This is a genomic window from Psychromarinibacter sediminicola (assembly GCF_029168335.1).
Lineage (GTDB): Bacteria > Pseudomonadota > Alphaproteobacteria > Rhodobacterales > Rhodobacteraceae > Psychromarinibacter > Psychromarinibacter sediminicola.
On record NZ_JARGYC010000035.1, the window covers coordinates 16,173 to 34,000 of the forward strand.

Below are 17,828 nucleotides of genomic sequence, written 5' to 3' on the forward strand. Positions count from 1 at the left end.
TTCGAAACGCCTTGGCCAAGGGCCTTGCAATGCCCTTGGCACGCGGTTTCGAAACCGCGTGCGCCAAGCCGCTTCGACGCGGGTTGCGCCCGGCCGACTGCGCCCCCGCCGCCATCAGTGCCGGAAATGCCGCATGCCGGTGAAGACCATCGCCAGCCCCGCCGCGTCGGCCGCCTCGATCACCGCGTCGTCGCGCATCGACCCGCCCGGCTGGATCACCGCCGACGCGCCCGCGCCGGCCGCCTCCATCAGCCCGTCGGGGAACGGGAAGAAGGCGTCCGAGGCCACGACCGAGCCCTTGGCGGGCGACTCGGACAGGCCCAGCGCCTCGGCCATCCGCTCCGCCTTCTTCGCGGCGATCAGCGCCGAATCGAGCCGGCTCATCTGCCCGGCGCCGACGCCCACCGTCGCGCCGTCCTTCACGTAGACGATGGCGTTCGACTTCACGTGCTTGGCGACCTTCCAGGCGAACCGCATGTCGGCCAGCTGCTCGCGCGTGGGCGCGCGTTTCGTCACCACCTTCAAAGCGTCGGGCGCGACCTGGCCGTTGTCCTTGTCCTGCACCAGGAATCCGCCCGAGACCTGGCGGTAGGTCAGCACCGGCTCGGCCGGGTCGGCCAACCCCTCGGTCGTCAGAAGCCGCAGGTTCTTCTTGGCGGCGAAGACCGCGATGGCGTCTTCGTCGGCGCCCGGGGCGATGACCACCTCGGTGAAGATCTGCACGATCTCCTCGGCCGTCTCGCGGTCCAGCCGGCGGTTCAGCGCCACGATCCCGCCGAAGGCCGAGGTGCGGTCGCAGTCGAAGGCGCGCCTGTAGGCGTCGGCCAGCGTGTCGCCCGTCGCCACACCGCAGGGATTGGCGTGCTTGATGATGGCGCAGGCGGGGCCGTCGGCGGGGTCGAATTCCGACACCAGCTCGAACGCGGCGTCGGTGTCGTTGATGTTGTTGTAGCTGAGCTCCTTGCCCTGCCACTGCTGCGCCGTGGCGACGCCGGGCCGGTTCGTCCCGTCGGCGTAGAACGCCGCCTGCTGGTGCGGGTTCTCGCCGTAGCGCAGGCTCTGCACCAGCGTGCCGGCGAAGGCCCGGCGGCGCGGCGTCGCCTCGCCCAGCGCGCCGGACAGCCAGCCGGAAACCGCCGCGTCATAGGCCGCCGTCCGCGCATAGGCCGTCAGCGCCAGCCGCTGGCGGAAGGCATAGGAGGTCTGCCCGTCATGCGCCGCCAGCTCGTCCAGCAGCGGGCGGTAGTCGGCCACGTCGACCACCACGTTGACGAAGCCGTGATTCTTCGCCGCCGCGCGGATCATCGCCGGGCCGCCGATGTCGATATTCTCGATGCAGGTGGCGTAGTCCGCGCCCTTCGCCACCGTCTCCTCGAACGGGTAGAGGTTGACGACCAGAAGGTCGATGGGCCCGATCCCGTGCGCCTCCATCGCCGCCACGTGGGACTCGTCGTCGCGCAGCGCCAGGAGCCCGCCATGCACCGCCGGGTGCAGCGTCTTGACCCGGCCGTCCATCATCTCTGGAAAACCCGTCACCTCCGCCACGTCGCGCACCGGCAGCCCCGCCTCGCGCAGCATCCTCGCGCTGCCGCCGGTCGACAGCAGCTCCACGCCGCGCGCGTCCAGCTCGCGCGCCAGGTCCACCAGCCCGGCCTTGTCGGATACGGAAATCAGCGCGCGGCGCACGGGGGCGAGATCGGTCATTCTTGCAGTGTCCCTCAGATCGGTTCCATCAGCTCGCTCTCGTCCCGCTCGTAGTCGCGCATATGCGTCGGCGTCTCTTGCGCCTTGGCGAGGGTCCAGCGAACGCGCGTCGCATAGCGGATCGCGCGGGAAGACAGAACCACCTGTTTTGTCGCGCGCGGCCGGATCCGCGCCTTTTCCAGGTAGACCGAGGGCTCCAGCGTCATCTGCGCCGTGCCGTCGTGGCGGAAGATCCAGACCTCGCCGCTTTTCAGCACCATCGACACGGCCGCGCCGCCCATGTCGACCTCGGCATCCACGTCGGGATGCAGGTGGAACCGGATCTGATAGGCGATGCCCTGCAGCCGCGTGCGGTCCATCGCCCGGTCGAACAGCCGCTGGTGGTCCTCCTCGATGGCCGCCAGCATGTCCTCGCCCGCCACGGCGCGGCCGTCGTCCGACAGCTCGATCTGGCGCACATGGGTCAGCCCGTGGGTGGCGACATAGCCGTCATGCCCGGCGACCAGGGCGATGCGGCTGGCGGCGGTGCCGAACTGCATCTTCACCGAGTTTGGCCGGTCGGTCAGCTGTTCGCGCCCGGTCTCGCCGGGCGTCGTCGGGCCGAAGCGCGACGAGGAATAGCCCTCCAGCGCCAGCCCGGAATGCGAGGCGGTGGCGCGCCCCGCCCGCGCCCAGTCCGGCCCGAACTGCCGCCCGTCGCCGCAGCTGACGATCAGCGGGCGGCGCCCCGAGGTCAGCTCGAAGGCCAGGGTCGAGGCATGCGCCCGGGTCGAGGCGCGGCCCGCCGGCGGCACCGCCGCATCCACGATCAGCGAGGTGCGCGCCGCCTGCAGCCGGACGAAGCCCATCGCCAGCCCCGGCCGCGGCCCGCCGCGGATGCCCGCCCCCGCCAGCGCCGCGTCGAGCCGCCCTTCGAGGCCCCGGCCGCCGCCGTGAAACCGCGCCAGCGCGCCGTCGGAATGGCGCAGCGCCCGCAGCGTCGGCGCGATCCGCGCGATCGCGTCCAGATGCGCCTGCGCCGGGTGGCGGCCGCTTTCAGTCAGCGCGTGCGACGCCCAGGTCAGCAGGGTGAAGACGTCCAGCAACTCCTCGGGGTTGCGGGTGCGGATGCCGCCCTCGTCGTCCACCTGGTCGCGGCAGTCGCGGGCCAGCGCACGCTCGGCGGCGGCCACGTGGCGCTCCATCCCGATCAGCGACAGCCCGGCATAGATCAGCCCCGTCAGCGCCTCGAACCGCGGCACGCCGGGGCGCGCGGCCTTCCAGCGGCGCGACAGGAAGATCGTCTGCTGCCCGAGCGAGCGGTAATAGTCCTGCGACAGCGCGCTGCCCTCGCCCTGGGTCAGGAACACCGCGTGGTTGATCCAGCGGATCAGGCGGCGGCCGGTGGTGTCGGGGATCCAGCCCGGCCCCTGTCCCTTGCCGTAGCGGTCCAGCCACTCGCGCGTCCAGGTCTGCGCCAGCGTCCGCGCCTTGTGATCGCCCAGCGCGGCAAGGTCGTCGAGCCAGGTGAAGCCGTGGATCTCGTCGTCGAATTCCGGCCCGAAATCGCCCAGCTCCCAGATCGAGCCGCCGGGGGCTTCGACCACGCGCCCGGCCACCAGGAAGTTGCCGGCACACAGCTGCTTGCCGCGGGCATAGCGGCCGATGGTGCGCGGCTCGGGCTGCGACACGAAGCCGCCGGCCGGACGCGCGAAGGTGGCCCGGCGGGCCTGCCACCGGTTCATCATATGCGTCCAGCGCCCCGAGAAGCGGTGTTTCAGGGACAAGTCCCGCGTCGCCTCGCCTTGATTATGGCCGCATCCCCGCGGCCGTTTTGGCCCGCATCATAGGGCGGGCGGGGCGGTTCGTCATGGGGGAAAACGGGCTCAGGCGGCTTTCCGCAGCATCGCGACGAAGAACCCGTCCAGGCCGCCCGCGTCCTCCCAGAGGTCCGGCCGCAGCCGCAGGCCCTCCGCGCCGATCCAGGCCGGCTCGATCCCCGGCAGCCGCAGCGCGTCGGCGTCGAGCGTCAGGTCGGGATGGCGGGCAAGCGCCTCCTCCACCTGCACCTCGCCCTCGTCGGGCAGAAGCGAGCAGGTACAGAACACCAGCCGCCCGCCCGGTCTCAGCATCGCGGCGGCGCGGTCGATCAGCGCCGCCTGCAACGCGAAGAGCGCGGGGAAATCGCCGCCGTCCTTGGCATGCGGCAGGTCCGGGTGGCGGCGGATCGTGCCGGTGGCGGAGCAGGGGGCGTCCAGCAGGATCGCGTCGAACGGCGCGGGCGGCTCCCAGTCCAGCGCGTCGGCGGTGACGGCGTCGGCGCTCAGCCCGGTCCGCGCGAGGTTCTCCGTCACCCGCGCCATCCGCGCCGCCGAGATGTCCAGCGCCGTGACCTCCGCCCCGGTGGCCGCCAGCTGCAGCGTCTTGCCGCCCGGCGCGGCGCAAAGGTCCAGCACCCGCTCGCCCGGCCGCGCCGCCAGCACCCGCGCCGGCACCGCCGCCGCCGCGTCCTGCACCCACCAGTCGCCGCTGTCGTAGCCGGGCAGCGCCGAGATCTGCGCTCGGGCCCCGAGACGCACCGACCCGGTGGGCAGCGCGGTGCCCGCCACCCGCGCCGCCAGCGCCGCCGCGTCGCCGTCCTTCGGCGTCAGGTCCAGCGGTGCGCCCGCCGCATGCGCCGCCTCGATCCGCGCCACCGTCTCCTTGCCCCAGGCCGCCACCAGCGCCCCGCGCAGCCATTTCGGCAGCCGCGGCGGCGGCAGTGTGTCCCATTTCGCCAGTTCCACCCGCCGCAGCACCGCGTTGACCAGGCCGGCGGCCGAGGCGGTCTTGCGGTCCTCCCGCACCAGGCTCACGCAGGCATCCACCACGCCATGCGCCGCCGCGCCCTCCACCGCCATTTCCACCACGCCCAGCCGCAGCGCGTTCAGCACCGGCATCGCGGGCTTCTTGCGCAGATGCGGCCCCAGCAGCCGGTCAGCCCGGTCGGCCCAGCGCAGCGTCTCGGTCGCCAGCCGCTGCGTGCGCGCCCGCTCGTCCGGCGACAGCTGTTCCACCGCCCGGGGCAGCAGCTCGGACAGCAGCCGCCCGTCTTCCGTCACCCGCCCGATCAGGCGGAGCGCGGCGCGGCGCGGGGCAAGGCCGGGTCTGGCCATGGGGACCTCTCGGGTTTGCAACGGGGCTGCGGCGACGTATATCAACGCCAGACGCCCGGCAAGGAGTGTGCCCAATGCCCGACGACCCGAATCCCGACCCGACCCCCGACCCGAATCCCGACCTGCCCCCCGCCGCGCAGCGCGCCCTGGCCGAGGCGGAGGAACGGCGAAAGAAGGCGAAGCCGCAGGAGCTGCCGACCGAACTGGGCGGCCGCGACGGGCCCGAGCCGGTGCGCTACGGCGACTGGGAGAAGAAGGGCCTGGCGATCGACTTCTGACCCGCGGAAAGGCGCCGGCCCGGCCACGATCCGTATGGCCAAGCCCCCTGCCGTCATGCTACTCCTAGTGGTATGACCGCGCCGCAGCCCAAGATAAGCCCGGAGCGGCCTCCGATCCGCCAACTGGACGAGGCCGCGATCAACCGCATCGCCGCGGGCGAGGTGGTCGAGCGCCCGTCCTCCGCCGTCAAGGAACTGGTGGAGAACGCCATCGACGCCGGCGCCACCCGGATCGAGGTCGCCATCGCCTGCGGCGGCAAGACCCTGATCCGCGTCACCGACGACGGCTGCGGCATCCCGGCCGACGAACTGCCGCTGGCGCTCAGCCGCCACGCGACCTCGAAGATCGACGGCTCGGATCTCCTGAACATCCATTCCTTCGGCTTCCGGGGCGAGGCGCTGCCCTCGCTCGGCGCCGTCGGCCGGCTGACCATCACCTCCCGCTCCGGCGCCGAGGCCGCGCGCATCGCCGTCTCCGGCAGCCGCATCGACCCGGTGAAACCCGCCGCGCTGAACGCCGGCACGGTGGTGGAACTGCGCGACATCTTCTACGCCACGCCCGCCCGGCTGAAATTCCTGCGCTCCGACCGCGCCGAGACACAGGCCGTCGGCGACGTGGTGAAACGGCTGGCGATGGCCGAGCCCTTCATCGGCTTCACCCTGCGCGACTGCACCGGCGGCGGCGAGGGCCGCGTGACATTCCGTGCCGATCCCGAGACGGGCGACCTGTTCGGCGCGCTCCACGGCCGTTTGTCCCGCATCCTCGGCGCCGACTTCGCCGAGAACGCCCTGCGGCTGGAGGCGGAGCGCAACGGCCTCACGCTGGCCGGCTACGCCGCGCTGCCCACCTATTCGCGCGGCTCCTCCACCCACCAGTACCTCTTCGTCAACGGCCGCCCGGTGCGCGACAAGATGCTGCTGGGCGCGCTGCGCGCCGCCTATTCCGACTTCCTCAGCCGCGACCGGCACCCGGCGGCGGTGCTGTTCCTCGACTGCGACCCGCATCTCGTCGACGTCAACGTCCACCCCGCCAAGGCCGAGGTCCGGTTCCGCGAACCCGGCATCGCCCGCGGCCTGATCGTCTCGGGTCTGCGCCACGCCCTGGCCGAGGCCGGCCACCGCGCCTCCACCACCGTCGCCACCGCCACGCTGGGCGCGATGCAGCGCGAGCCCGCCGGCCCGCCCCGCGTCTACCAGATGGACCGCCCCTCGCAGACCGCGCTCCGCACCGCGCACCAGTACCAGGCGCCGGACGCCGCGCCGCAGCCCGGCTTCGCCGAGACCGCGCCGCTGGCCGCCCGCGTCGAGGACGCCCCGCACGGGGCGGACGAGACCCCGGACGCGCCCGACCACCCGCTCGGCGCGGCGCGCAGCCAGGTCCACGAGAACTACATCATCGCCCAGACCGCCAGCGGCATGGTCATCGTGGATCAGCACGCCGCCCACGAACGCCTCGTCTACGAAAAGCTCAAACGCCAGATGGCCGAGACCGGCGTCGCCGCCCAGGCCCTGCTGATCCCCGAGGTGGTCGAGCTCTCCGACCCCGACGCCGCCCGCCTCCTCGACCTCTCGGACGATCTCGCCCGCCTCGGCCTCACCATCGAGCCCTTCGGCCAAGGCGCCGTCTGCGTGCGCGAGACGCCCGCCATCCTCGGCCCCGTCGACGCCTCGGCGCTGATCCGCGACATCCTCGACGAGCTGGACGACCTCGGCGACACCCTCACCCTGCAGGCCCGGATCGACGCCATCCTCTCGCGCGTCGCCTGCCACGGCTCGGTCCGCTCCGGCCGCCGCATGTCCGCCGACGAGATGAACGCCCTCCTGCGCGAGATGGAGGCGACGCCGCATTCCGGCCAGTGCAACCACGGCCGCCCCACCTATGTCGAACTGAAGCTCGCCGACATAGAACGGCTGTTCGGGCGCACGTGATCGAGATCGCCGGCCACATGGTCGACCCCGCCGACCCCCTCACGCTCGCCGCCCTCGCCGGCGCCGCCGCGCTCCTCCTCGTCCTGCTCCTGCTGATCCTCGCCATCGCCCGCGCCGGCCGCTCCGCCCGCGCCGCGGAAAAGCTCGCCGGCCAGATCGGCGGCCTGCACCACCGCGTCCAGTCCCTCGCCGACGGCCAGCAACAGCTGTTCGGCGGCCTCACCCATGTGTCGGAAGCGCAGGCGCAGCAGCAGGCCCAGACCCTGCAGCTGATGGAACAGCGCCTCGCGGAAGTCACCCGCACCATGGGCGAGAACCTGCACGGCGCCTCCACCCGCACCGCGCGCTCGCTCGGCGAGCTGCAGGAACGCCTCGCCGCCATCGACAAGGCGCAGGACAACATCACCCGGCTCTCCGGCGACGTCCTCTCGCTGCAGGACATCTTGTCGAACAAGCAGACCCGCGGCGCCTTCGGAGAGATCCAGCTGAACGACATCGTCGCCAAGGCCCTGCCGCCCGACGGCTACACGCTGCAGGCTACGCTGCCCAACGGCAAGCGCGCCGACTGCCTGATCCACCTGCCGCAGCCGCCCGGCCCCATCGCCGTCGACGCCAAGTTCCCGCTGGAGCCCTACGAGGCCCTGCGCACCGCCACCACGCAGGCCGAGACCCAGGAGGCCCAGCGCCAGTTCCGCGCCGCCGTCCGCAGCCACCTGCGCGCCATCGCCGACAAATACGTCCTCGACGGCGAGACCGCCGACGGCGCGCTGATGTTCCTGCCCTCCGAGGCGGTCTATGCGGAACTGCACGCCAACTACCCCGACCTGGTGCGCGAGGGCTTCGGCCTGCGCGTCTGGATCGTCTCGCCCACCACCTGCATGGCCACGCTGAACACCCTGCGCGCCGTGCTGAAAGACGCCCGGATGCGCGAACAGGCCGGCGCCATCCGCACCACGCTGCGCCAGCTGCACCGCGACGTCGAACTGGTGGTGGAACGGGTGGGCAAGCTCGACACCCACTTCCGCCAGGCCCGCGCCGATGTCGAGGGCATCGGCACCGCCGCCGAACGCGCCGGCAAGCGCGCGGCCAGGCTCGACAGCTTCGACTTCGAAGAGGCTGAGGCGCCCGCCGGAAAACCGGGCACCCTGGTGCCGCTGAGCGCCGGCGACGGGTAATCGCCGTTAGGTAAAATCGACGCGGTTTCGGGAACCTTGTGGTAAGCCCGGCCTGCTAGGCCCGCCTCAAACACGGCGGGCTGCGATGCTGGGCGAGCTACTCTACACGATCTTCTACGACCACGATCCGGCGAGCCTCGGGGTCGCCATCCTGTTCTGCGTGACCGGCTCGTTCCTGTCGGTCCGGATGCTGCGCGCCTACGGCCAGGCCGACGGCGCGCAGCGGCGCTATCGCGCCTGGCTGCTCAGCATCATCGCCGGCGGCACCATCTGGACGACGCATTTCATCGCCGTCCTGGGCTTCCGGCCAGAGCTTCTGACCGGCCACGACCAGTCGCTCGTCGCCCTGTCGCTGTTCATCGCCATCGTGGCGGTGCTGATCTCGGTCTCGGCGGTCTCCGTCCTGCGCGGCCCCGTCGCGCCGGAGGCCGGGGGCGTGCTGCTCGGCCTGGGGATCGCCGCGATGCACTATGTCGGGATGGCCGGCTTCGCCATCGTCTGCGGCTTCGAGACCGCCCCGGGCGCGACCGTCGCCGCCATCGCGCTGAGCTGCGCGGGCGGGGCGCTGGCCTTCAACCGCACGCTGCGCCGGACCCGCCATTCGACGCTGCAGGGCACCGCCGGGCTGGTGCTCACCGTCGTCCTTTTGCACTTCACCGCGATGTCGGCGTTAGAGCTCGATACCACCGTCGCCGTGCCGCTGCCGCAGGGCTACTTCTCCGCGCCCGGGCTGGTCCTGCCGGTGGCGCTGGTGATGGGGCTGGTCCTGGTGCTCGGCCTGTCGTCGCTGCAGATCGACGCGATCTCGGGCTCGGAAAGCGTCGCGCGCCTGCGCAAGGCCGCGCGGCAGGATCCGCTGACCGGGCTGGCCAACCGCACCGGCTTTGCCGAGGGGCTCGACGCGATGCGCGACCCGCACGGGGCGCTGGTGCCGTTCCTGCTGGTCACCGTCGACCTCGACGAGTTCAAGCAGGTCAACGACACCCACGGCCATGCCGCGGGGGACGAGCTGCTGCGCGTCGCGGCGCGCTGCATTCTCGACGCGCTGCCGCCCGGCGGCCTTGCCGCGCGCATGGGCGGCGACGAGTTCTCGCTGCTGGTCCCCGGCCCGCGGACCGAGGCCGAGGCGCTGGAATTCGGAACCCTGCTGGTGTCCCGGCTGAACCAGCCGATGCGCTGGGAGGGGGCGGTGATCCGCTGCCGGGCCAGCGCCGGGCTGGTGCTCTGCCCGGCGCAGGGGCAAGAGGCGCCGGGCCTGGTCGCCGCGGCCGAGCTGGCGCTGTTCGACGCCAAGCAGCGCGGCGGCCGGCGCGCGCAGCTCTACGATGCGGAACGCGCGCGCAGCCTGCGCGACCGGCGGGCGCTGGGCGACGATCTCGCCCGCGCCTTCGAGGCGGGCGAGCTGACGCTGCACTACCAGCCGCAATTCGACCTGCGCGAGAAGCGGATCACCGGGTTCGAGGCCCTGCTGCGCTGGACCCATCCCGAGCGCGGCGCGGTGTCGCCGGCCGTCTTCGTGCCCCTGGCCGAGGAACGCGGGCTGATCCAGCCGCTGGGCGCCTGGGTGCTGCGCACCGCGGCGGCCGAGGCGGCGGGCTGGGCGCTTCCCTGCCGCGTCGCCGTCAACGTGGCCGCGCCGCAGTTCGAGGGCGGCGGGCTGGTCGGGACGGTCCGCGAGGTGCTGGACGACACCGGCCTGCCGCCGGACCGGCTGGAGCTGGAGATCACCGAGACCACGGTGATCGACGACCTCGATTCGGCGCGGCGGCAGGTGGCCGAGCTGAAGCGGCTCGGCGTGCTGCTGGCGATGGACGATTACGGCACCGGCTATTCCGCGCTCTCGACCCTGCTCGCGCTGCCCTTCGACAAGATCAAGTTCGACCGTTCCTTCATCCAGCGGATGGAGGACGACACGCGCATGATCGGCGTGCTGCATTCCAGCGTGGCGCTGGGGCGCCACCTGGGCATCTCGGTCCTGGCCGAAGGCGTCGAGACCGAGGCGCAGGCCGACATCCTCTCGGGCCTCGGCTGCGACGAGGTACAGGGGTTCCTGCTGGGCCGCCCGATGCCGGCCGAAGAGGCGCGCCGCCGCTTCGGCCTGGACGGAACCGCGGCCGGCGCCTGGGACGACGACCGCGCCCGCGACGCGGCCGCGCCCACCCGCCGAAGCCTCGCGGCCGGGGGCGGCTGAGCGACCCGGCGCGCCGTCGCGCGGGTCGGGGGCATATCGTCTACGCCGGAGCCGGTGTCACGGACGGTGTCCGCGGACACCCTACACGACACTACATCCTCGGCCTTGCCAGATAGCGGCCCCGGTCGAACGGAACGCCGTGCAGCGCCGACCCGCCGGGGCGCGGTCGAACTTTGTGATGCCGGAGACATAAGCATATAGATCGGACACTTGGCGCCGTCATCGCCAGAAGCGCCGCCCCGATGGGCGGGGCGGCGCTGCACGGCGTTCCGCCGCGCGACGCGAGTGGAAATGTCCCACGGAAAACCCAGCGCCATGTCGCGCGGTCCGCAGCCTCCAGTTAGCGCTATCTGTAACAATATCAGCCAGATAGACATGCGTCCAACCTCGGACACTCCGGTTTTCCCCACCGCAGCGATCGGCTACGCTCCCGCCGACGCCCGCCAAGGAGCCGCCATGTCCGACCCGTTCTTTCAGCCGGTCTCCGGCTTCGACCTGCCGCGCTTTGCCGGCATCCCCACCTTCATGCGCTTGCCCCACGTCCCGCCCGACCACGCCCGCTTCGCCGAGGTCGAGATCGGCCTGATCGGCGTGCCCTGGGACAGCGGCACCACCAACCGCCCCGGCCCGCGGCACGGGCCGCGCCAGCTCCGCGACGCCTCCACCATGATCCGCGCCCAGAACGGCGCCACCGGCCTCCGCCCGTTCGAGGCCGCCGCCTGCGCCGACCTGGGCGATGTCGGCCCCAACCCGGCCGATATCGAGGACAGCCTTGAACGCATCACCTCGTTCTACCGCCAGGTCGCCGGCGCCGGCATCCGGCCCCTGACCGCCGGCGGCGACCACCTGTCCAGCCTGCCGATCCTGCGCGCGCTGGCCGCCGACGAGCCGCTGGGCATGATCCATTTCGACGCCCATACCGACTTCTTCGCGGGCTATTTCGGCGGCACCAAATACACCCACGGCACCCCCTTCCGCCGCGCCCTGGAAGAGGGACTCCTGGACCCGAAACGGGTGATCCAGATCGGCATCCGCGGCACCGCCTACGACAGCGAGGACAAGGACTTCGCCCGCGCCCACGGCGTCCGCATCGTCGAGATCGAGGAGTTCTTCGACCGCGGCCCGGCCGACGTGATGGAAGAGGCCCGCGCCGTCGCCGCCGGGCGGCCGACCTATGTCAGCTACGACATCGACTTCGTCGACCCCGCCTTCGCGCCGGGCACCGGCACGCCCGAGGTGGGCGGGCCGAATTCCTTCCAGGCGCTGCAGGTCGCCCGCGCCCTCGCCGGGGTCGACATCGTCGGCGCCGACCTGGTCGAGGTCTCGCCCCCCTTCGACCAGACCGGCAACACCGCCTTCCTCGGCGTGTCGATCATGTTCGAGCTGCTCTGCGCCATGGTCGCCGGCGGATAGTTGCGGCAGGTCATTGTCCCGGCCCCGCCGCTGGGCCTATATCGGGGAAAAGGGAAGGAGCCGACAGAATGGCCGAGATGCAGATTTCCGCCCGCCGCGTGGCCCACGTGATCTTCCGCGCCCGCGAGCTGGACACCAAGGTCGCCCGCTGGGACAATCCCGGCGACGCGGTCGATTCCGACGCCATCCTCGAAAGCCGGCGCGGCGACGCGACCGAGGCCGAGTTGCGCGAGTTCATCGCGGGCCTGCCCGAGGACCAGCAGGCCGAGCTCGTCGCCATCATGTGGCTCGGCCGCGATACCTACGAGGCCGACGAGTGGAACGAGGCGGTGGAGACGGCCTATGCCGAAAAGACCACCCCGACCGAGGATTACCTGCTGGGCATCCCGATGCTGTCGGACTACCTGGAATCCGGGCTGGAGAAGCTGGGCGTCGACGTGGGCGACGTGGAGGAGGATTTCCTCTAGCACGGCCCGTCGCACCGGGTCTTCATGCCTCCGGCGGGAGTATTTCCGGCCAGAAGAAGCCTCGGGCCGCGTGCTGGTGGGAGGCCGCGTCCGGGCGGTGCAGGTTCCGCGGCGACGGTCGTCAGTAGGTCGTGCGCGCATGGGCGCGGTCGGGCGCGTCCAGGTGCGGCGTGGCGTTGAAGCCGGAGACAAGGGTGCCGTGCGGCGCCACGTCGACCCGGTGGACCGAGCTGTTCCGGATCGGCATCAGAACATGCGCCATGCGCCGCGGATCGAGCCGCAGGAAATGCCGCATGACCATGCCGATCACCCCGCCGGAGGTCACGCAGAGCACGCGGAGGCCGGGCGTCGCGGCCTCTTCGACCACCTGGGTCACCCGGGCCTCGAAGGCGTCGAAGCTCTCCTGCCCGCGGATCTCGGCGCGATGCCAGGCTTCCAGCACCTCGACGACATGGGTCGCGAACTCCTCGGGCGCCTGCGGCATCGGGCGGCCGCAATGGTCCTGCAGGGCGCGGCCGAGGTTGAAGTAGTCCATCTCGTTCAGCCGCGCGTCCTCCTGCGGCGCCGGGCCGACGGCGCCGAGGGCCTCGGCCGTCTGGCGGTGCCGGCGCAGGGTGCCGGTCAGCACCCGGTCGAACGGCGCCTCGTGGGCGCGCAGCCAGTCGCCGAGCCAGCGCGACTGCTGCCGGCCAAGCTCGGACAGCCGGTCGTAGCTCGCCTCGTCCTGCGAGGCGGAATTGGCCTGGCCGTGCCGGATGAGAATGACTTCGCCCATGATCTGCTCCTGCCTGCGGGGCGGGCTTAGCGCGGCGGGCGGGGAAGGTCACGCCCGGAATCGACGCCGCCGCGGCGGGGTGTCCGAGGTTGGACGGGGGTCCAAGGCGCTGATTTCGTTATTGATAGCGGTAACTGAACCGGGGCGTCCGCGCGGCACGGGCCCCGGGCCCCCGGCATTCGGCCGCGCGTCTGCCCATTTTTCATGATAAATAGGCCGGGACTCAGCCACAGGAGGCGCCCGATGATCCCCGTCCAGCCCGAGAGATTCCTGAAGGACCTGCACGATTTGCGGCAGTTCGGCGCGGCCGGCGTGGGCAAGGGCGTGGTCCGCCCCGCCTATTCCGAGGCGGATATCGCCGCGCGCCAATGGCTCGCCGGCCGGATGCAAGCGGCGGGGCTGCAGCCGCAATTCGACCCCGTCGGCAACCTGTTCGGGATCGCCGGGGAGACAAGCCTGCTGATGGGCTCGCATTCCGACAGCCAGCCCGAGGGCGGGTGGCTCGACGGCGCGCTGGGCGTCGTCGCGGGGCTGGAAGTGGCGCGCGCGGCGCAGGAGGCGGGCGGGCCGCCGGTGTCGGTCGTGTCGTTCCAGGACGAGGAAGGGCGCTGGGGCGTCACCACCGGCTCTACCGTCTGGCGCGGCAAGCTGTCGCTGGACGAGGCCGACCGGCTGGAGGACCACGGCGGCCTGTCCTTTGCCGAGGCGCGGGCGCGGATGGCGGATCTGGCCGGCGACTGGGTGCCGGCCGACCGCTTCACCGGCTTCGTCGAGGCGCATATCGAGCAGGGCCCGTGGCTGGAGAAGACCGGCGAGAAGGTCGGCGTGGTCGAGGCGATCGTCGGCATCCGCGACATGCGCATCACCTTCGCCGGCCAGCAGAACCACGCCGGCACCACGCCGATGCACCTGCGCCGCGACGCCTTCCAGGGGCTGGCGGAGTTCAACCGGCGGATCAACGCGCGCTTCGCCGAGATCGTGACGCCGGCGACCGTCTGGACCATCGGGCATGTGGCGCTGACGCCCTCGGCGTCCTCCATCGTGCCCGGAAAGGCCGTGTTCTCGATGCAGTGGCGCGACGGGGCGGCGGAGCGGCTGGAGAAGATGGAAAAGATCATCCGCGACACCGCCGCCGAGGTGGCCGCCGAACGCGATCTGGGGCTGGACTTCGGCACCATGCTGGGGCTCGACCCGGTGCAGATGGACGACGGCTTGCAGGCGGCGCTGGCGGCGGCGGCCGAGGAGGTCTGCCCGGGCAAGTGGCGGCGGATGCCCTCGGGCGCGCTGCACGATGCGTCCAACGTGTCCAACCTGATGCCCGTGGCGATGCTGTTCGTGCCGTCGATCGGCGGGATCAGCCACGACTTCGCCGAGGACACGGCAGAGGACGACCTTGTTGCGGGGCTGAAGGTGCTGGCCGGCGCCGTCGCGCGGCTTCAGTAGAACGGCAGCGTGGCGCGCACAAAAGGAAGGGCGCCCGCGGCGACGAGGCCGATGACGGCCCCGACGGCCAGCCGCGCGATCCGGCGCCGGACCGTCGGCGCGAAGGCCGAGAGCAGGCCGCAGACGAGCGCGTAATAGGTCAGGGTCACCGGGTCCATGCCGCGCAGCGTAGCACAGGATGCGGCGCGGCGTAGCCCCTGCAGGGTTCCGTCGGGAAAGACCGACCGTGCGGTCGGATTTTCGTTGACACAACGGATACCGGTATTTCAACTTCGCGAGGGTCTTTCCAAGGAAAGCACCTGTGGCAGGGCCAGCCACAAGGGAGGAAACTGGTGCCGGACAAGAGCCCTCAGGCGGCTGAGCTGATATCCATACCCGCGTTGCTGGCGCGCAATGCGCGCAAATACGGTGCCCAGCCGGCCTATCGCGAGAAGGAATTCGGCATCTGGCAATGCTGGACCTGGATCGAGGCGGCCGAGGAAATCCGCGCGCTGGCGCTGGGGTTCCTGGCCTTGGGGGTGGAGAAGGGCGACTATGTCGCGGTGATCGGCCGCAACCGCCCGGCGCTTTACTGGTCGATGGTCGCCGCGCAGAAGGTCGGCGCGATCCCGGTGCCGCTCTATCAGGACGCCAGCGCCGAGGAGATGGCCTATGTCCTGGAGCATTGCGGCGCGCGCTTCGCCGTCTGCGGCGATCAGGAGCAGGTCGACAAGGTGATCGAGGTGCAGGAGACGGTGCATGGCATCGAGCATCTTCTGTACCTGGATCCGCGGGGCCTGCGGAAATACGACCATTCGCGGCTGCACGCGATGCGCGAGGTGATGACCGAGGGCCGCGCGGCGCAGGGGCGGCTGGAGGGCGAGCTGAAGGCCCGCGAGGCGGCGCTCGGCTATGACGACACCTGCGTGATGCTCTATACCTCCGGCACCACGGGCAAGCCCAAGGGCGTGGTCCTGTCGAACCGCAACATCATCGAGACCTCGAAGGCGTCGTCGGAATTCGACCGCCTGCGCGCCGGCGACGAGGTGCTGGCCTATCTGCCGATGGCCTGGGTCGGCGATTTCATCTTCTCGATCGGGCAGGCCTACTGGAACGGGTTCTGCGTGAACTGTCCCGAAAGCCCCGAGACGATGTACGAGAACCTGCACGAGATCGCGCCGACCTATTTCTTCGCCCCGCCGCGGTACTTCGAGGAGCGGCTGACCATCCTGATGATCCGGATGGAGGATGCGAGCCGGTTCAAGCGCTGGCTGTTCCACACCTGCCTGAACTTCGCCAAGCGGGTGGGGCCGAAGATCCTCGACGGCGAGCCGGTGAGCGCCTGGGACCGGGTCCGCTATCGGATCGGCGACATCCTGGTCTACGGGCCGGTGCGCAGCCGCATCGGGATGAGCCGGGTGCGCGTGGGTTATACCGCCGGCGAGGCGATCGGGCCGGAGATCTTCGAGTTCTACCGGGCGCTGGGCGTCAACCTGAAGCAGCTTTACGGCCAGACCGAGGCGTCGGTCTTCATCACCCAGCAGCCCGACAACGAGGTGCGGGCGGACACGGTCGGCGTGCCCTCGCCGGGGGTGGAGCTGAGGATCGCGGAGTCGGGCGAGGTGTTCTACCGCTCGCCCGGCGTGTTCGTGGAATACTACAAGAACCCCGACTCCACGGCCTCGACCAAGGATCCCGACGGCTGGGTCGCGACGGGGGATGCCGGGTTCATCGAGGAGTCGAGCGGCCACCTGCGGATCATCGACCGCGCCAAGGATGTGGGCAAGATGGCCGACGGGTCGCTGTTCGCGCCGAAATACGTGGAGAACAAGCTGAAGTTCTACCCCAACATCCTGGAGGCGGTGGTGTTCGGGTCGGGGCGCGACAAGTGCTGCGCCTTCATCAATATCGACCTGACGGCGGTGGGCAACTGGGCCGAGCGCAACAACATCGCCTACGGCTCCTACCAGGAGCTGGCGCAGCACCCGCAGGTCTATGCCATGGTGCAGGAGCATGTCGAAGAGGTGAATGCCGGCATCGCCGAGGACGAGATGCTGTCGGGCTGCCAGATCCACCGCTTCCTGATCCTGCACAAGGAGCTCGATGCCGACGACGGCGAGCTGACCCGGACCCGCAAGGTGCGCCGCGGGCTGATCGCGGAGAAGTACGACGACCTGGTGACGGCGCTCTACGACGGGTCGGGGGAGATCTATACCGAGACGGAAGTCACCTACGAGGACGGCCGCAAGGGCAAGATCCGCGCGACGCTGGAGATCCGCGACGTGGCCGTGGTGGGCGCCGACGAACCGAAGATGGCGGCGGAATGACGGTGCGGCGCTCGCCTGCGGCATCGCCCCGCCCGCCCTCCCGCCGGGGCACGGGGCCCTGTGGCTTGTGCGGTTGGATGGGGCGCGACGTGAGTATTTTCGCCAGGATGAAGGAGCGGCCGCGTGCTTGATGGCGGGGAGAGCTTTACCACGCCCGACGGCCGGACCATCGGCGGGGTGCTGATGGAGATGAAGCACATCACCCTGCGCTTCGGCGGGGTGACGGCGATCAGCGACATCTCCTTCGACATCCGCGAAGGCGAGATCCGGGCGATCATCGGGCCGAACGGGGCGGGCAAGTCCTCGATGCTGAACGTGATCTCGGGCTTCTACAAGCCGCAGGAGGGCGAGGTTTTCTTCCGCGGCGAGAAGCGCGGGCCGGTGAAGCCCTATCAGGTGGCGCGCGAGGGGATCGCGCGGACGTTCCAGAACATCGCCCTGTTCGAGGGGATGACGGTGCTGGACAACGTGATGACCGGGCGCATCACCCATATGAGGACCGGGCTGTGGCGCCAGGCGCTCTGGTGGGGGCCGGCGCAGGCGGAAGAGGTGGAGAACCGCGCGCAGGTGGAGCGGATCATCGACTTTCTGGAGATCCAGGCGATCCGCAAGACGCCGGTGGGGCGGCTGCCCTACGGGTTGAAGAAGCGGGTGGAGCTGGCGCGCGCGCTGGCGGCGGAGCCGAAGCTCTTGCTGCTGGACGAGCCGATGGCGGGGATGAACGTGGAGGAGAAGGAGGACATGTCGCGCTTCATCCTCGACGTGAACGACGAGTTCGGCACCACCATCGCGCTGATCGAGCACGACATGGGCGTTGTCATGGACCTGTCCGACCGGGTGGTGGTGATGGATTACGGCAAGAAGATCGGCGACGGCACGCCGGACGAGGTGCGCGCGAACCAGGACGTGATCGACGCCTATCTGGGGGTGGCGCATGACTAGGACGTTCTGGGCCGCCCGGCCTCTCCTGCGCCCCGCCGCCCGTGAACTTCCGCCGCGGCTCTGCGTTGGGA

General features: G+C 71.0%; 14 protein-coding genes. 9 read left to right on the plus strand and 5 right to left on the minus strand.

What is annotated here, in order from left to right; genetic code table 11:
* Positions 1 to 114: 114 nt before the first annotated feature.
* The 3 genes from purH to P1J78_RS13810 all read right to left on the minus strand — a co-directional run bounded on the left by purH (position 115) and on the right by P1J78_RS13810 (position 4,838).
* Positions 115 to 1,704 carry a bifunctional phosphoribosylaminoimidazolecarboxamide formyltransferase/IMP cyclohydrolase gene (purH, locus tag P1J78_RS13800; protein WP_275567958.1) on the minus strand — a complete coding sequence of 530 codons (1,590 nt, stop codon included), beginning with the start codon at positions 1,702 to 1,704 and terminating at the stop codon, positions 115 to 117.
* A gap of 14 nt (positions 1,705 to 1,718) precedes the next feature.
* Positions 1,719 to 3,428, minus strand: coding sequence for a heparinase II/III family protein (locus tag P1J78_RS13805; protein WP_275567959.1), 1,710 nt, complete (start codon positions 3,426 to 3,428; stop codon positions 1,719 to 1,721).
* A 141-nt stretch (positions 3,429 to 3,569) separates the two neighbouring features.
* Positions 3,570 to 4,838: an RsmB/NOP family class I SAM-dependent RNA methyltransferase gene (locus P1J78_RS13810; RefSeq protein WP_275567960.1), complete on the minus strand. Its 1,269-nt coding sequence runs from the start codon at positions 4,836 to 4,838 to the stop codon at positions 3,570 to 3,572.
* A gap of 74 nt (positions 4,839 to 4,912) precedes the next feature.
* On the opposite strand from P1J78_RS13810, the gene P1J78_RS13815 reads away from it, so the two are divergent.
* From P1J78_RS13815 to P1J78_RS13840, 6 genes are all read left to right on the plus strand, one after another.
* Positions 4,913 to 5,116, plus strand: coding sequence for a DUF1674 domain-containing protein (locus tag P1J78_RS13815; RefSeq protein WP_275567961.1), 204 nt, complete (start codon positions 4,913 to 4,915; stop codon positions 5,114 to 5,116).
* Positions 5,117 to 5,188: 72 nt separating this feature from the next.
* On the plus strand, positions 5,189 to 7,045 hold the full coding sequence (mutL, locus tag P1J78_RS13820; RefSeq protein WP_275567962.1) for a DNA mismatch repair endonuclease MutL: 1,857 nt from the start codon (positions 5,189 to 5,191) through the stop codon (positions 7,043 to 7,045).
* Positions 7,042 to 8,220 (plus strand): DNA recombination protein RmuC, encoded by a 1,179-nt coding sequence (locus tag P1J78_RS13825; RefSeq protein ID WP_275567963.1) that lies wholly within the window; start codon positions 7,042 to 7,044, stop codon positions 8,218 to 8,220. The genes mutL and P1J78_RS13825 overlap by 4 nt, the downstream gene beginning before the upstream one ends.
* A gap of 85 nt (positions 8,221 to 8,305) precedes the next feature.
* Positions 8,306 to 10,411: a putative bifunctional diguanylate cyclase/phosphodiesterase gene (locus tag P1J78_RS13830; protein ID WP_275567964.1), complete on the plus strand. Its 2,106-nt coding sequence runs from the start codon at positions 8,306 to 8,308 to the stop codon at positions 10,409 to 10,411.
* Positions 10,412 to 10,867: 456 nt separating this feature from the next.
* Complete coding sequence (speB, locus tag P1J78_RS13835; protein ID WP_275567965.1) at positions 10,868 to 11,824, plus strand: agmatinase; 957 nt, start codon at positions 10,868 to 10,870, stop codon at positions 11,822 to 11,824.
* Positions 11,825 to 11,892: 68 nt separating this feature from the next.
* Positions 11,893 to 12,291, plus strand: a complete 399-nt coding sequence (locus tag P1J78_RS13840; RefSeq protein WP_374213283.1) for a DUF3775 domain-containing protein — start codon at positions 11,893 to 11,895, stop codon at positions 12,289 to 12,291.
* Positions 12,292 to 12,412: 121 nt separating this feature from the next.
* Here P1J78_RS13840 and P1J78_RS13845 read toward each other — a convergent pair whose 3' ends face one another.
* Entirely contained in the window at positions 12,413 to 13,066 is a 654-nt protein-coding gene (locus tag P1J78_RS13845; RefSeq protein ID WP_275567966.1) for a histidine phosphatase family protein, read from the minus strand.
* 243 nt (positions 13,067 to 13,309) lie between these two features.
* Here P1J78_RS13845 and P1J78_RS13850 point away from each other — a divergent pair, with 243 nt between their 5' ends.
* The gene (locus P1J78_RS13850; RefSeq protein WP_275567967.1) at positions 13,310 to 14,509 is read left to right on the plus strand and encodes a hydantoinase/carbamoylase family amidase; all 1,200 of its coding nucleotides are present in this window, start codon (positions 13,310 to 13,312) and stop codon (positions 14,507 to 14,509) included.
* Here P1J78_RS13850 and P1J78_RS13855 read toward each other — a convergent pair.
* Positions 14,503 to 14,667: a hypothetical protein gene (locus P1J78_RS13855; protein WP_275567968.1), complete on the minus strand. Its 165-nt coding sequence runs from the start codon at positions 14,665 to 14,667 to the stop codon at positions 14,503 to 14,505. The genes P1J78_RS13850 and P1J78_RS13855 overlap by 7 nt on opposite strands.
* A 174-nt stretch (positions 14,668 to 14,841) precedes the next feature.
* On the opposite strand from P1J78_RS13855, the gene P1J78_RS13860 reads away from it, so the two are divergent.
* Positions 14,842 to 16,815 carry an AMP-binding protein gene (locus P1J78_RS13860; RefSeq protein WP_275567969.1) on the plus strand — a complete coding sequence of 658 codons (1,974 nt, stop codon included), beginning with the start codon at positions 14,842 to 14,844 and terminating at the stop codon, positions 16,813 to 16,815.
* Between the two features lie 123 nt (positions 16,816 to 16,938).
* Positions 16,939 to 17,757: an ABC transporter ATP-binding protein gene (locus P1J78_RS13865; protein WP_275567970.1), complete on the plus strand. Its 819-nt coding sequence runs from the start codon at positions 16,939 to 16,941 to the stop codon at positions 17,755 to 17,757.
* Positions 17,758 to 17,828: the final 71 nt, after the last annotated feature.